Origin of the sequence: Tellurirhabdus rosea, from assembly GCF_026278345.1 — a bacterium.
GTDB lineage: Bacteria > Bacteroidota > Bacteroidia > Cytophagales > Spirosomataceae > Tellurirhabdus > Tellurirhabdus rosea.
The window spans coordinates 2,363,723-2,378,115 of record NZ_CP111085.1; the positions used below are offsets into that span (position 1 = coordinate 2,363,723).

Sequence of the window (14,393 nt, forward strand, 5' to 3'; positions counted from 1 at the left end):
GCCGCCTGTCTGCGGAGCGGGCGCTGACGGAATCCGGCCTACCGAAACGGGAAAATCACAGCGGGGAAAGGGCGAACGGGCGAGTTTTCGGGGCGGCGCTTTTTTTTGTGTCTGCTTATCCGGTAATATTGCATGCCGGATGCGTAGTCCGGTACTTTTTTGCCCGAAAGGCTCCGGGAGCCTTGCACCGAATGACTCTATGCGCTTAGTTCTCGACGCCGGTAACACGGATACGGTTTTTGGCCTGCACGACGGGCAACAGTGGCTGCATACCTGGCGCACCCGTTCCCTGCCCGGCGAACCGTCGGCCCATTACGAGCAGAAACTTCGGCTCTGGCTGCTGGAAGCCGGCATTTCGGCCCACGGCATCGGGCAGACGGTGCTGAGCAGCGTCGTTCCCGACCTGACGCCCGTGCTCCGGACCATGCTGCTGACGCTGACCGGCGAGGAGCCCGTAATCGTTGGCCCGGCCATTTATCCGCTTCTGCCGCTGGTGGTGCTTCGCCCGTACGAGATTGGCACGGACCTCGTCGCCAACGCGATGGCCGCCTTCACGCTTTTCAAACGGAATTGTGTGGTGGTCGATTTTGGGACGGCGCTTTCCTTTACGACCGTTTCGGCTTCGGGCGAGATTCTGGGCGTGGCCATTACGCCGGGCCTGCGGACGGCCGTGCGGTCGCTGTTTGCCAATACGGCCCAGCTGCCGGAGGTGCCGCTGGAGATGCCCCGGTCGGCACTGGGGAAAAATACCACAGAAGCGATTCAGGCGGGGGTGGTGCTGGGCTACGAAGGACTGGTGCGCTCGCTGGTTGGCCGCATCCGGGCAGAACTGGACGGCGACTGCTTCGTAATCGGCACGGGCGGGCTGGTTTCGGCCATTCCGACCCTGCACCCGGATTTTGACGCCCTCCGCCCCGGCCTTACCCTCGACGGCCTGCTCGCCATCGGGAAACTGGCAGAGCAAAAGCCCTGAAACTGCCTTTGCGACCCCTACGTGACGCAGCGGTTACTCAGACTGGGGCATCGCTTCCCCGAAGAACAACAAACTGACAATCAACATAGTATCTTTCTTTCAGCCAAAGTAGTCCTCATTCCGCTTTCTGGCTCTCAGATAGCCTTTCCGTAAGCCAATTTAATCCCGCCAAAGCCCAATACGGGGCCGTTGGCAAGGCATTTCCAGTTTTTTGTCCGCCGAAAATTTATCTGGCACATTTTTTCGAAACACCTTTTACAGACAGGCCGGAACAATAGCTTCCGGAAGTGTCATCCTAAACCCGGCAGAGGAACTGGTTTTGAACTTCTTTCGGAAAGTGAAAATGAAAACGTGGGTTACGGTAGTGGGGTTAATGATCGGAGGCTTGCTGGCCCCGACCCGGACAAAAGCACAGGACAACTGGAATCAGGGACGGCTGGTCCTTCAGAATAATCAGGTACTCGAAGGAGCTATTAATTATAACTGGAAGGCAGAGGTAGTTCAGGTAAGACAAGGCGGACGGACACGGGCTTTTTCGGCCCAGCAGGTGGCGGCTTTCGACTTTTACGACATGCAGAATAACATGCTCCGGCATTTTGTCACGCTGGAGTACCCGGTACAGGCCACGCGCATGCGTCCGGTCCTGGTTGAGAAAGTAGCCGAAGGCCCGTTTGCCATTTACCGGCGGCTGCGCACGGCCCGCGACCTGTTCCGGGTGAACCGCCCGCAGCAGTACGGCTCGGATACGGGTCTGCTGCAGGACGACGACAATTTCGATTACGTGGTGCAGACTCCGGGCGGATTTGTCAAAATGGACCAGTTTCAGCAGGATGTGCTTCCCACCCTGATGGCGGGGAAAATGGGTTCGCAAATCCGGCAATACATCCGGTCGCACCAGCTGGATACAAACTCGACGACGACGCGGCTGATGCTGCTTGTACGATATAATGCGCTGATGGAGGACACCGCTCTGCAGGAAGAACAGCAGCGGCGGGGCATCTCCGGCGAATAAAGACCGTGGGGTTGGATTGGAGAGGAGGAGACGCACGGCTACGGCTGTGCGTTCTTTTTTTGATCGCCCGCGGGTCTGACCTCTCCCGAATCCGGCGCGTCGCTCTTTCCTCGTTTTCGTTTGCGGAGGGCTTCGTGCAACAGGTACTCAATCTGTCCGTTTACACTCCGAAACTCCTCCTGCGCCCAGCTTTCGAGTTCCTTCAGCGTCTCGGGATTGATTCGGAGGACAAAGGGCTTCTTCTCAGCCATAACAAAAGAGTTATGAGTTATGAGTTAAGAATTGAGAGTTAAGAGCGGTCCGCCGCCGCGGTTGGCTTCGCTTATTCAGGATAACTGGTTAAGCGAAGCCAACCGCGGCGGCGGACCGCTCTTAACTCTTAATTGTACAAAGAGCCTGCATTCACGACGGGGCTTACGTTCTTTTCGCCGCAGAGGACGACCAGCAGGTTGCTGACCATTGAGGCTTTCCGCTCTTCGTCCAGGGTCACCACCTCTTTTTCGGCCAGTCGGGCCAGCGCCATTTCGACCATGCCGACGGCTCCGTCCACGATCTGCTTCCGGGCGGCCACCACGGCCGTGGCCTGCTGGCGCTGCAGCATGGCTCCGGCAATTTCGGGCGCGTAGGCCAGGTGACTGATGCGGGCTTCAATGACGTCCACCCCGGCCCGGACGAGGCGCTCGTTCAGTTCTTCTTCCAGCAGCACGTTGATCTGACCGGTGCTGTCGCGCAGGGTCACGCCGGCTTCTTCGTCCTCCATGTTGTCGTAGGCGTTGGTGCTCGCCAGATGCCGGACGGCCGCCTCGGACTGAATCTGGACAAACAGCTGGTAGTCATCGACTTCAAACAGCGCTTTGGCCGTATCGACCACGCGCCAGACCACCACGGCCGCAATCTCGATCGGATTGCCCATTTTGTCGTTCACCTTCAGCGTATGGCCGTTCAGGTTGCGGGCGCGGAGGCTGATTTTCCGCTTGCTGTACAGGGGGTTCACCCAGCGCAGGCCCGTTTGTTTCATCGTGCCCATGTAATCGCCGAAAAACGTGGTAACCACGCCTTCGTTGGGGTTGATGACCGCCAGACCGGCGAAGAGCACCAGGGAGATGAATCCGGAAATAACGGGTGTCCAGATGCCAAAGGTGGTATGATTCGCCAGCGAAAAGATCGCAAAGGCCAGCAGCAGCACGGCTATGAGCAGAAAAATATAGCCGGAAATAGAGGTCAGAATTTTTTCTTTCATGGTTGGGGTTTGATATCATTTTGATAGCACAATAGTAGCGGTTTCCTGCGTATCCGGCAAGGACTGTAACCCCTGATTTTACAAACGGAACGAGGTCAGGCCGAACGGCTTTTAAAAGCAGGTAGCGGTTTGAACCGTTGGTTTTGTTACTTTTGCGGAATAAAAAGAGTTGTCTCGCAGGGCCTGGCAGAGAAAAGCAGCGCTTAGCGGAGCTTTCCGGATTCTCCGCTTACTTCCTTTTACCTCCGTTCCCCTCTGCGACACAAGCAAACGCCAAGTTATGCTACTGAGCGAACAGGAAATTATCCGGCGCAACAAGCGCGAGGAACTGATGCGGATGGGCATTGACCCGTACCCCGCCGAATTGTTCGAGGTCAACGCGACGGCCGACGACATCCACAGGAATTACGAACGCGACAAGACCAATTATAAAAGCATTTCCCTTGCCGGGCGGCTGATGAGCTTCCGGATCATGGGCAGCGCCTCGTTTGCCGAGCTGCAGGACGCCACCGGCCGAATTCAGCTGTATTTCCGCCGCGACGACCTCTGCCCCGATGAGGACAAAACGCTGTACAACACGGTTTTCAAGAAGCTGCTCGACATCGGCGACATCATCGGCGTCAAAGGGTACGTCTTCACGACGCAGACCGGCGAAATCTCCGTCCACGTCACGGAGTTCAAGCTGCTGACCAAATCGCTGCGGCCGTTGCCCGTGGCGAAGGAAGTGGTGGACGAACAGGGGAACAAGCACGTCTACGACGCTTTCTCGGACCCCGAGCAGCGCTACCGCCAGCGGTACGTGGACCTGATCGTGAATCCGCAGGTGCGCGAAACGTTCGTCAAACGGACCAAGCTGGTCAACTCCATCCGGAGTTTCCTCGGCGACCGGGGATATCTGGAAGTCGAAACGCCGATTCTCCAGCCGATTCACGGCGGGGCGGCGGCGCGGCCGTTCATGACGCACCACAACACGCTCGACATGCGGCTGTACCTGCGGATCGCCAACGAGCTGTACCTGAAACGTCTCATCGTGGGCGGCTACGACGGGGTTTTCGAGTTTGCGAAAGACTTCCGCAACGAGGGCATGAGCCGCTTCCACAACCCGGAATTTACGCAGGTGGAACTGTACGTGGCCTACAAGGACTACAACTGGATGATGGACCTCATCGAGGAAATGGTCGAAAAAATTGCGCTCGATCTGCACGGCACCACGGAAGTGCCCGTCGGCCCGAACGTCATCAATTTCCAGCGCCCCTGGAAACGCCTGACGATGTTTGAAGCCATTCAGGAATTTACGGGCGTAGACGTGTCGGACATGGGCGAAGACGAACTCCGGAAGGTGGCCGAAAGCCGCGGCATCCAGACCGACAGCACCATGGGCAAGTCGAAGCTCATAGACGAACTCTTCGGCGAAGCCTGCGAACCGAACCTGATTCAACCGACCTTCATCACGGATTACCCGGTCGAAATGTCGCCGCTGACCAAAAAGCACCGCAGCAAAGCAGGTCTGGTGGAGCGCTTCGAAGCCATCTGCAACGGAAAAGAAATCGCCAACGCCTACTCCGAGCTGAACGACCCGCTGGACCAGCGCGCCCGTTTTGAAGAACAGCTCGAACTCGCCAAACGCGGCGACGAAGAAGCGATGGCGATGGACGAAGACTTCCTCCGCGCCCTGGAATACGGCATGCCGCCCACCGCCGGCGTCGGGCTGGGCATCGACCGCCTGTCGATGATCATGACCAATTCGGCCTCGATTCAGGACGTGCTGTTTTTCCCGCAGATGCGCCCGGAAAAGAAAGTGGAAGCGTCTGCCGAAGCCGATTACGAAGCGAAGGGCGTTCCGGCCGTTTGGGTGCCCGCTTTGCAGAAAATGGGCTTCACGCAGGTCAATCAACTGGACGGAGCCAACGCCAACAAGATCTTCAACGACCTCGGCGGCATGCGCAAAAAACTGAAAATCGACGCCCCCATGCCGAAGCTGGAAGAGGTGAAGGCGTGGACCGGAAATAGTTAAAAGTTAAAAGTTAAGAGTTAAAAGTAAGGCTCCGCTGATTCAGGTTACTGACCCGGCGGAGCCTACTTTTAACTCTTAACTTTTAACTCCTAACTGGCTGAAAGCCATAGGCTTGCTTGAGGGTCCGTTCGTTGCCGGTTTCGGGGGCTTCGTAGCTGCGCTCGCCTACTTCGATGGATACTTTTTTGTGCAGCAACTGCTTGGTATCCAGTTGCTTGCCTTCTTCCGCTTCGATGCCTACGGCCTTGAACAGTCCCATCAGAATGGGCATTCCCGGACCAGACAGGTAGAACCGCTGGTTTACAAAACCGTCTTCATTTTCGAAGCGGCAGGCAAAGAAAGGCACATCCTTATACTCGCTGGAACCTTCCTGAATATCAGTAATCTCGACTTCGTGCCGCCCGTCGGGCAGGAACGGTTTATCGGCTCCTTTTTCTACGTCAATCTTCATACGTGCGTTGAATCACTATTGGTTCAGTAGGATAACCGGTCTGTCCGCGGAAATGTTGGTCCCGACCGGCCCCAAAAAGCGGTTCTACACGTGAGCAAAGTCACCTAAAAGGCTGATTCCAAGCATTCAGGCGGCCCGGCGGCGCTGGTAATATTGCATCAGACAAAACGAAAATCCCTACGACCATGAGCATTACCCGCAAACTGCATAAGCAAAGCCGCGAATCCTACGCCTCCCGTGCCATGCACAATACCATGGGCGTACTGCCCGAACTGGGCCAGATGTATGACCGGACGCTGAGCAACGAACTGATTTCCAGACGGACTCACGAAAACGAACTGGACGTGCCGGCCGATTTTGAACAGATCGAAATCCTGGCCGCGACCACCGGCGAAGACGCCGCCGAAACCGAAAACTAATCAACTCCGCAAAGGAGCTTTCATAAAGAAGGCCAGCCTCTGGGGGCTGGCCTTCTTTATTACGATTTTTCCCGGTCCGGGTACCTTTCCAGAATCTTCCGGACATCCTTGGTCAGCTTCGTCGTGATGCGGGCCGGATCGGTTACCGCCTCTTCGACGGAACCCCGCCAGACCAACCTGCGCGTCCGGGCATCGACCAGGTCAACCACCACGGTGCCTTCGTTGTATTGTTCGGTCCGGGTCTGCGGGCCACCCCAGCCGTACCAGGTGGGTGCCCAGCCCCGGTAGCCCCATCGCCCCCAGCCGTAATACGGGCCGTAGAGCGGGTACGGGTCCTGCACCGTCCGGGTTTTCTTTTCCACGAAAAAATGGTAGCCGATCAGCAGGTCCGGGCGGCGGTTGCTTTCCTGCAAGCCTTTCTCCTTCAGCACCGTCGTGACGGCGTTCTCCACGTTCTGCGTTGCCAGGTCGCTGTAATACAACGGGTTTTTACCGGCCTGAACATCGGAATCCATCAAGGCGTACGTTTTATACTTATCAAAATTCACATTCTTGTTGTAGTCCACCGCCACGCGGGAACAGTTCCAGAAAAAGGCGACAAATGTCACCAGCAACAGGCTCTTTCTCATCTCGTTTCGACATTGTACCTGCTGAAAAAACCACCGGAACGGGCGAAGGTTTGCAAACGGCCCTACCTTTCGGGTCAGTAGCAAGCATTTGGAGCCGACTTTAAGAGGGCAAAGGCTTTCTTATGTTCGTCCGACTTCTGTTTCTGCTCCTCCTGCCCGCCGTCGCTCTTTCACAGACGACCCTGAATCCGAAAGCATCCGGCTACAACGGAATCTGGTATTTTATTGGTAAAACGGGGAACGCCTACGCCCACAAATACAGCGGCGGACTGGGCACGTATCCGGCCAATCACTACCCTTTCTCGGTCTACGCCCCGGCCGTCCGGAAAACGTTCTTCTGCTACGGCGGCGTTCTGGATTCGACAACTCAGAAGCTCTGCCACTTCGTCGGGTTTTATGACCACCGCACCGGCCAGGTTTCCCGCCCCACGCTGCTGCTCGACAAACAGACGGACGACGCCCACGACAACCCGATCATCCAGCTCGACGACCGGGGCTACATCTGGATTTTCTCGACCTCCCACGGTACCGAACGACCTTCCTTTATCCACCGCAGCCGCCAGCCCTACGGCATCGACGCCTTCGACCCCGTGGCCGCCACCCGCCTCGACGAAGCGGGCAGGCCGGTGCCTTTCGACAATTTCTCGTATGTGCAGAGCTACTACCAACCCGGTCGGGGCTTTCTGAACCTGATGACCCATTACGACCGGGGCGTGCTGGTCTACGGAGCGAATAAACCCCGGCGGACCATGAGCTTCATCACCAGCCCGGACGGCCAAACGTGGTCGGCCTGGCAGGACCTGGGCACCATCGAAGAAGGGCATTACCAGACCAGCGGGCAGTGGCGCAACAAGATCGGCACGGCCTTCAATTATCACCCCAACACCCAGAAAGGCAGCGGCCTCGACTACCGGACCAACCTGTATTACCTCGAAACGGGCGACTTCGGCAAAACCTGGAAGACGGCCGGGGGCCAGACCGTGGCCCTTCCCCTGCGTGACCCGGCCCATCCGGCTCTCGTGAAAGAGTACAAAAGCGAAGGCAAAAACGTCTACATCAACGACGTGGCCTACGACGGGCAGGGTCGGCCCATCCTGTTTTACCTGACCAGCAAAGGCCCCGAACCCGGCCCGGAGAACGGCCCTTACCAGTGGAACACCGCCTGGTGGAACGGTCGGCAATGGGAAATCCGGGAGGTTGCCCAATCGGACCACAATTACGACATGGGCTCGCTGTACGTTGAGGGTGGACTCTGGCGCATCATCGGTCCGCTCGAACCCGGTGGGCAGCCCTTCGGCACGGGCGGCGGGCTGGCAATGCTCGAAAGCCGGGATCAGGGCAGGACATGGCAGAAAGTGAAGTCCCTGACGCCCGGCAGCGAACGGAACCATTCCTACCCGCGTCGCCCCGTCGGTGCCCATCCGGACTTTGTGGCGCTCTGGGCCGACGGCAACGCGCGCCAGGTTTCGCCTTCCCGCTTGTACTTTTGCAATCAGCAGGGACAGGTCTTCCAGTTGCCGACCGTCATGAAAGCCGATCTGGAAAAGCCTGTCCCCGTTTTCACAACACCGGTCCGGAAGACCCCTAATGAACCGAAATGAGCAAAGAATCGCTTTATCAGTACTGTCAGCATTACGTCGCCCAGCGCATCGAAACCGCCCGGACGGCCATGGAAGCGGCCCAGGCCTCGGCCAACGAAGAATCCAAAAGCAGCGCCGGCGATAAGTACGAAACCGGACGCGCCATGGCCCAGCTCGAACGCGACCGCCACGCCCAGCTGCTGGCCGAAGCCCTGCGCCTGCGCGACGACCTCGCCCGCATCGACCCCGACAAAAAGACGGAGACCATCCAGCCGGGAAGCCTGGTCGAGACTGACCGCGGCACGTTTTACATTGCCCTGAGCATCGGGAAGGCCGTTGTGAACGGGCGGGATTATTTTCTGGTGTCGCCCGCCTCGCCCATCGCCGCGGCGATGGCTCACCGAAAGGCGGGCGCTTCGGTCTCATTCAATAACGTCGTTTATCAGATCCGGGCCGTTCACTAACCGGGCAGCAAGTGTTCGGGCAATCAAGTAAATCTGTCCGGGCGTTTTCTTTTTCCCGAAAAAAGCGTCCATGTCCGACTTTTCACCCACCCGTCGCCAGACCCTTGCCGCCCTGGGCACTGCCCTGGCGGCCGCCGCCGCCCTGCCCGTTCAAGCCGCCGCGCAGGCCGCCGCTCCGGAAGCTACCCCCGCCTTTTCGTTTTGTCTGAACACCAGCACCATCCGCGGCCAGCAGCTGGGTTTCCGCAAAGAACTCGAAATAGCGTCCAAAGCGGGTTATAACGGCGTCGAAATCTGGATTGACCCCTTGCAGAAATACGTCAGCGCGGGCAGCAGCACGGGCGAAGTCCGCCGGATGCTGGCCGATCTGAACCTGAAAGTGGAAGACGCCATCGGGTTCGCCCAGTGGATTGTGGACGACGAAGCCGTTCGCAGCAAGGCCCTCGACCAGTTGAAGCGGGAAATGGAACTGCTGGCCGAAATCGGCTGCAAACGCGTGGCCGCCCCGGCTATGGGAGCCACGCAGGGAACCGCTCTGGAACTGAAAAAAATCGCCGACCGCTACCGGACCATTCTGGACCTGGGCGAGCAGACGGGCGTCATGCCCCAGCTCGAACTCTGGGGCTTCTCTAAAAACCTGAGCCGCCTCAGTGAGGTGATGTACATCGCCGTCGAAAGCGGCCACCCCGGCGCGCGGCTGCTGCTGGACGTTTACCACCTCTACAAAGGCGGCTCCGACCTCCGCACGCTGCCGCTGGTGGGCAAACCGGCCATTGAGGTCTTTCACATGAACGATTATCCAACGGCCCCGCCCCGCGAAACCATCGGCGATGCCGACCGCGTCTTCCCCGGCGACGGCACCGCGCCCATCGCCTCCATCCTGAATACGCTCCGTACGCCCGGCAAACAGATCGTTCTTTCGCTCGAACTCTTCAACAAAACCTACTACGCGCAGGACGCCCTGCAGGTCGCCAAAACCGGCCTCGCCAAAATGAAAGCCCTGGCCAGTGTGAAAAGCTGAACAAGAACGGGGGGAAAGAGATTAGTGAGAGAGAAAAGAGATTAGAGAAAAGAAACAGGAGAAAAGAGAAAGGGCACGAGGTAGACCGGGACGAAGGCTCTTGCCGCCCCACCACCAGCCTCCTGGATTTCCCCCCAGTATCTTATCGCCTTCCTCTTTTTTTCCTTTCTCTAATCTCCTGTTTCCTTTCTCTAATCTCTTTTCTCTCACCTTCAACATCCAACGTTATGATACGCTTCATTCCGACAAAAGTTCATGGTGTGATTGATTACGCCGCCGGGGCTACTTTTATGGCCTCCCCCTGGCTTTTTGGTTTTGCCGACGATACGGCGGCTACGTACGTGCCCGTAGGCATCGGGGTGGCGGCCCTCGGCACGTCGCTGTTTACCGATTACGAACTGGGGGCCGTCCGCAAGATTCCGATGGAGGGCCATCTGGCGGGCGATATTGCGCAGGGCGTCGCGTTCCTGGCGGCCCCGTACGTCTTTGGTTTTGCCCGACGGGTCAAATGGCCGCACCTGTTGTTTGGGGCTTTTGCCATCGGGGCGGGGCTGCTGACCAAAACGCAGGTGGGCCGCTAGCGTCCGCCATCGGGAGGCTTGCAAAAAATAGCAAAATCGTAACGCGGGCCGGGCGGAATTTCCTAGATTTTGGCTCAATTTTATCCGTCAAAATCCATCCGTCCGACCCGTGCTTTCCTCTGTCCTGAAATCCTGCTTTTTGCTGCTCCCATTCGCGGCTTATTCCCAGAAAACCGTCCAAACGCTTCAGGTGCCGGGCCGCGCCCGGTACGCCCAAATCGACACCGCGGCGGCCTCGGTCCTGCCCAGCGGCCGGTTTGTGACGCCGGCGGGCAAAACGGTCCGCATTTCCCACGACCCGTTCGGGCTGGCCATCGCCCCGGACGGAAAAACGGCCATTACCCTGCACGACGCCGCCATCACGGTGCTCGACCTCGGCGGGGCCGCGGCCCCGCTGCGCCTGCCGCCTTACAACAGCAAGGAAAAATCGCCGGTCGACGGGGGCGCTTTTCTCGGCGTCGCTTTTTCAACGGACGGAAAAACCGCTTACCTCAGCAACGGCGACAAAGGGAAAGTGGTCGTTTTTGATGTCCAGAAGCGGGAGAAAACGGGCGAAATCAGTCTGGACGGGCCGTTGGGCGGCGTAACCTACGGCGAAAGCTTCACCTCCGACCTGCTCGTCAACCCGGCGCAGAATGAACTGCTGGTGCTGGACCGCGCCAACTTCCGGCTCGTGCGCATCGATCTGGCCACCCGGCAGCTCAAATCGTCGGTCAGCATCGGGCGGCAGCCGTTCGGCATCGCCCTGAGCCCGGACCGGAAACTGGCGTTTGTGGCGCATGTCGGGCTGTACGAATATCCGCTGGTGCCGGGCGTGACGCCGACCAACAAGGACACAATGATGCTCAAATTTCCGGCCTACGGCGCGCACACCAAAGAGTCGCGCGAGGGCGTGGAGGTGGAAGGCCGCCGCATTCCCGGCCTGGGCGACCCGCTCGACGACGAAGCGATGAGCGTCTGGACCATCGATCTGGCGACAAACCGGGTGCTGGCCAAACACAAAACCGGCGTGCAGATCGGCGAAATGATCGAAGAGGCGGAGGTCGTCGGCGGGGCCAGCCCGAACTCGGTGGCCGTCGGCAGCCGCTTCGCTTACGTCACTAACGCCACCAACGACAACATTTCCATCATTGACTACCGGACGCACCAGATCGTCGGCACCATTTCCCTGAAAATTGACCCGCGCCTCGACCGTTACCGGGGCCTGATGCCGTTCGGCCTGACCCTGAGCAACGACCAGAAAACGCTCTACGTGGCCCTGCTGGCCTTCAATGCCGTGGCGGTGGTGGACGTGCCGACGCGCCGGGTCCGCGGCCTGATTCCGACCGGCTGGGGGCCGACCCGCGTGGCCCTTTCCCGCGACAACCGAACGCTGTACGTGGCCTCCGCCCGCGGCTACGGGGCCGGACCGAACGGCGGGAAAGGCTTCGTGAAACCGCCGCAGGGAACTTACATCGGCGACATTCAGCTCGGCACGTTCCAGACGATTCCGGTGCCGGACGCCGCCGCGCTGGCCCGCTACACCAAACAGGTGCTGGCGAATACCTACCAGCCCGTGCTGGTCAAAGACGACGGGAAGAACCCGCTGCCGCCCCTGCCCCGCCTGCGGAAATCCCCCATCAAACACATTGTTTACATTACAAAGGAAAACCGGACGTACGACGAGGTTTTTGGCCAGTTGACCGGCGGAAAAGGCGACCCCACGCTGGCCCGTTTCGGCGAAAAAGTGACCGTAACGACCAAAACCGACACGCTCCGGGCAGCCGACATCATGCCCAACCACCTGCGCATTGCCCGGCAGTTTGCGTTTTCCGACAATTTCTACTGCGATTCGGACGCCTCGGTGCACGGGCATCACTGGATGGTCGGGACGATTCCGAACGAATGGGTGGAGGCCAACGCCGCGTCGCCCGCTACGTTCGACGCTTTCTCGAAAGTGCCCGGCCGCCGCATGCCGCGCACCATCGGCGCCATCGACCCCGAGGATTACAACGAAACGGGCGGTTTATGGGAAAATCTGGAACGGAACAAGATTTCATTTTACAACTTCGGCGAAGCCAACGAATACGCCGGGGCGTCGGAGGAGTACCACAACACGCCCTTCGGAACGGCCCATCCGGTGTCGTTTCCGATGCCTAAAGCGCTTTTTCCGCACACGTCCCGCAACTATGCCGGCTACAATACCAGCGTGCCGGACCAGTTTCGGATGGACCAGTTTGAGAAAGAATTCACGGACAAATGGCTGAACGGCAAAGGTGTTATGCCGCCGCTGCTGACCGTCGCCATTCCCAACGACCACGGCGCGGGTGCCCGGCCGGATTTTGGCTATCCGTACCTGCATTCCTACATGGCCGACAACGATCTGGCCGTGGGCCGCATTCTGCATTTTCTGTCGCGGACGCCATACTGGAAAAACATGCTCGTCATCATCACCGAAGACGACCCGCAGGGCGGCGTGGACCATATCGACGCGCACCGCTCGGTGCTAATGCTGGCCGGACCGTATGTCAAACGGGGTTATGTGTCGGGCACCCACGCCAATTTCGGCTCGATTCTGAAAATGCTGTACAACCTGCTGAACCTCCCGTACGTGAACCAGTACGACGTGACGGCCTCGCTGCTGCAGGATTTCTTTACGGATAAACCCAATTTGACGCCCTACACCGCCGTGCTGCCCGACCCGCGCGTTTTCAATCCGCAGAAGGCGCTCGACATTTACAAAAAGACCTTCGACTGGAAAGCCATTCAGCAGGGACCCAAGCTCGACGATCCGGATGAACAGCGGGCGGAGCACTACAGGCAGCAGGAAAATTGACGTCGCCCCTCCCGCTGAACCGAAAAGCGGCTTTAGGCTTTCTGCATCAGTTCGAGCAGCTTCCGGTCGAGTTTCTGGCCGTACCAGTCCTCGTACGCCACGTCGGCCCGTTTGGAGTTGAGGACGCCGAAGTCGCCGCTGAACTCCCAGAGTGCAAAGCCAATGCCGTTGGACGACAGAATGTCCAGCACGTCGCCGAACCAGGCCAGAAACACCGGATGCGGGGTTTTGTTCCAGCAGCCGCATTCGCCGCAGTGGACGCCCACGCCTTTTTCGACCAGTTCGATCCACGGTTTGTAGAATTTTTCGAGCATTTCGCGGCTGAGGTACTGGTTGCCGACCTGTCCGGGCCATTTCGGTTCGGGCAGGTTGTCGGGGTCTTTCATGGCCCAGGGCGCTTTGTAGTGCGAAATAATACCCGGATTGTAGCCCCGGCAGCTCTGGGCAATGTCCAGATCGGCGATTTCAGGAATGACCGAGGAGCCGGTGTCGTTGCCGTCGGCGATGATCAGGTGTTTTTTATTTTCCTTTCGAATGGCCTCCGAAGCGGCGATGGCCACCCGGCGATACGCCTCGCCCGGCACCGAACTGCGTTTGGAATGCTGGTCGTTCATGTCGGCCCGCATGCTCGGCTCGTTGACCAGATCGAAGCTGATTTTTTTGGACGAAACGTTTTTGTAGCGCTTCGCCCACATGTTCCAGTGGAACGTGAAAGCGTCGAGGGCCGCCTGGTCGGTCCAGAGGTTGTACGGTTCGTAAAAGCCCGCATTCACGCAGTAGCCCGGCGCACGGTGCAGGTTCAGGCTGACGTGCAGGTTGTGTTTGTGAGCCAGGTCCACGAGGGCGTCGATGCGGTCTACGGCCTGTTCGTCAATCTGATACACTTCTTCCGGCTTGATATTCCGGCTCCGGTCGAACTTGAGATAGTGCGGGTACGCCATCGGCAGGCGGACAAAGTCGAACCCCCAGTCACTGATCCATTTCAGGTGTTCTTCAGTGGTGCCCCGCCGCCCGCCGGTCGGGCTGGGCGAAAAGAAATCGAGCAGGTTAAAACCTTTCCACTGCGGAATTTTATTCTTCTTTTTCAGTTCCGGCAAAGCCAGCGCCGAGGACCCGGCCGCGGCAACGGTAGCGGCGGCGAGCCCGGTATTTTTGAGAAATGAACGACGGTGCATACGCAAAATGGATTCGTTT

14 protein-coding genes are annotated in these 14,393 nt (G+C 58.7%); 9 read left to right on the top strand and 5 right to left on the bottom strand.

The genetic code is table 11. From position 1 onward, the window contains the following. The first annotated feature begins 199 nt into the window (after positions 1–199). Positions 200–973: a type III pantothenate kinase gene (locus tag ORG26_RS09815; RefSeq protein WP_266368826.1), complete on the top strand. Its 774-nt coding sequence runs from the start codon at positions 200–202 to the stop codon at positions 971–973. Between the two features lie 343 nt (positions 974–1,316). Next, positions 1,317–1,985, top strand: a complete 669-nt coding sequence (locus tag ORG26_RS09820) for a hypothetical protein (protein ID WP_266368828.1) — start codon at positions 1,317–1,319, stop codon at positions 1,983–1,985. Between the two features lie 38 nt (positions 1,986–2,023). Here the strand turns inward: ORG26_RS09820 and ORG26_RS09825 are convergent, their stop codons facing one another. Both ORG26_RS09825 and ORG26_RS09830 read right to left on the bottom strand, forming a co-directional pair. Further along, a complete protein-coding gene (locus ORG26_RS09825) occupies positions 2,024–2,236 on the bottom strand; it encodes a type II toxin-antitoxin system antitoxin (RefSeq protein WP_266368830.1) in 213 nt (70 codons plus the stop codon). 128 nt (positions 2,237–2,364) lie between these two features. Continuing rightward, on the bottom strand, positions 2,365–3,225 hold the full coding sequence (locus tag ORG26_RS09830) for an SPFH domain-containing protein (RefSeq protein ID WP_266368832.1): 861 nt from the start codon (positions 3,223–3,225) through the stop codon (positions 2,365–2,367). A gap of 280 nt (positions 3,226–3,505) precedes the next feature. Between ORG26_RS09830 and lysS the strand changes: the two genes are divergently transcribed. Further along, positions 3,506–5,239, top strand: coding sequence for a lysine--tRNA ligase (gene lysS / locus ORG26_RS09835; protein WP_266368834.1), 1,734 nt, complete (start codon positions 3,506–3,508; stop codon positions 5,237–5,239). An 82-nt stretch (positions 5,240–5,321) separates the two neighbouring features. On the opposite strand, the gene ORG26_RS09840 is transcribed toward lysS, so the two are convergent. Then, positions 5,322–5,690 (bottom strand): hypothetical protein, encoded by a 369-nt coding sequence (locus tag ORG26_RS09840; RefSeq protein ID WP_266368836.1) that lies wholly within the window; start codon positions 5,688–5,690, stop codon positions 5,322–5,324. Positions 5,691–5,875: 185 nt separating this feature from the next. On the opposite strand from ORG26_RS09840, the gene ORG26_RS09845 reads away from it, so the two are divergent. Next, the gene (locus ORG26_RS09845) at positions 5,876–6,109 is read left to right on the top strand and encodes a hypothetical protein (RefSeq protein WP_266368838.1); all 234 of its coding nucleotides are present in this window, start codon (positions 5,876–5,878) and stop codon (positions 6,107–6,109) included. 59 nt (positions 6,110–6,168) lie between these two features. Here the strand turns inward: ORG26_RS09845 and ORG26_RS09850 are convergent, their stop codons facing one another. Then, positions 6,169–6,738, bottom strand: a complete 570-nt coding sequence (locus ORG26_RS09850; protein WP_266368840.1) for a DUF4136 domain-containing protein — start codon at positions 6,736–6,738, stop codon at positions 6,169–6,171. 122 nt (positions 6,739–6,860) lie between these two features. On the opposite strand from ORG26_RS09850, the gene ORG26_RS09855 reads away from it, so the two are divergent. The 5 genes from ORG26_RS09855 to ORG26_RS09875 all read left to right on the top strand — a co-directional run bounded on the left by ORG26_RS09855 (position 6,861) and on the right by ORG26_RS09875 (position 13,199). Beyond that, positions 6,861–8,339: a BNR-4 repeat-containing protein gene (locus ORG26_RS09855; protein WP_266368841.1), complete on the top strand. Its 1,479-nt coding sequence runs from the start codon at positions 6,861–6,863 to the stop codon at positions 8,337–8,339. Further along, positions 8,336–8,782: a 3-oxoacyl-ACP synthase gene (locus ORG26_RS09860; RefSeq protein ID WP_266368843.1), complete on the top strand. Its 447-nt coding sequence runs from the start codon at positions 8,336–8,338 to the stop codon at positions 8,780–8,782. The genes ORG26_RS09855 and ORG26_RS09860 overlap by 4 nt, the downstream gene beginning before the upstream one ends. 70 nt (positions 8,783–8,852) lie before the next feature. Continuing rightward, on the top strand, positions 8,853–9,803 hold the full coding sequence (locus ORG26_RS09865) for a sugar phosphate isomerase/epimerase family protein (protein ID WP_266368844.1): 951 nt from the start codon (positions 8,853–8,855) through the stop codon (positions 9,801–9,803). 227 nt (positions 9,804–10,030) lie between these two features. Continuing rightward, the gene (locus ORG26_RS09870; RefSeq protein ID WP_266368846.1) at positions 10,031–10,384 is read left to right on the top strand and encodes an SPW repeat domain-containing protein; all 354 of its coding nucleotides are present in this window, start codon (positions 10,031–10,033) and stop codon (positions 10,382–10,384) included. 139 nt (positions 10,385–10,523) lie between these two features. Next, complete coding sequence (locus ORG26_RS09875) at positions 10,524–13,199, top strand: phosphoesterase (RefSeq protein ID WP_266368847.1); 2,676 nt, start codon at positions 10,524–10,526, stop codon at positions 13,197–13,199. A gap of 32 nt (positions 13,200–13,231) precedes the next feature. On the opposite strand, the gene ORG26_RS09880 is transcribed toward ORG26_RS09875, so the two are convergent. Continuing rightward, a complete protein-coding gene (locus tag ORG26_RS09880; protein ID WP_266368848.1) occupies positions 13,232–14,374 on the bottom strand; it encodes a glycoside hydrolase family 5 protein in 1,143 nt (380 codons plus the stop codon). Between the last annotated feature and the right edge of the window lie 19 nt (positions 14,375–14,393).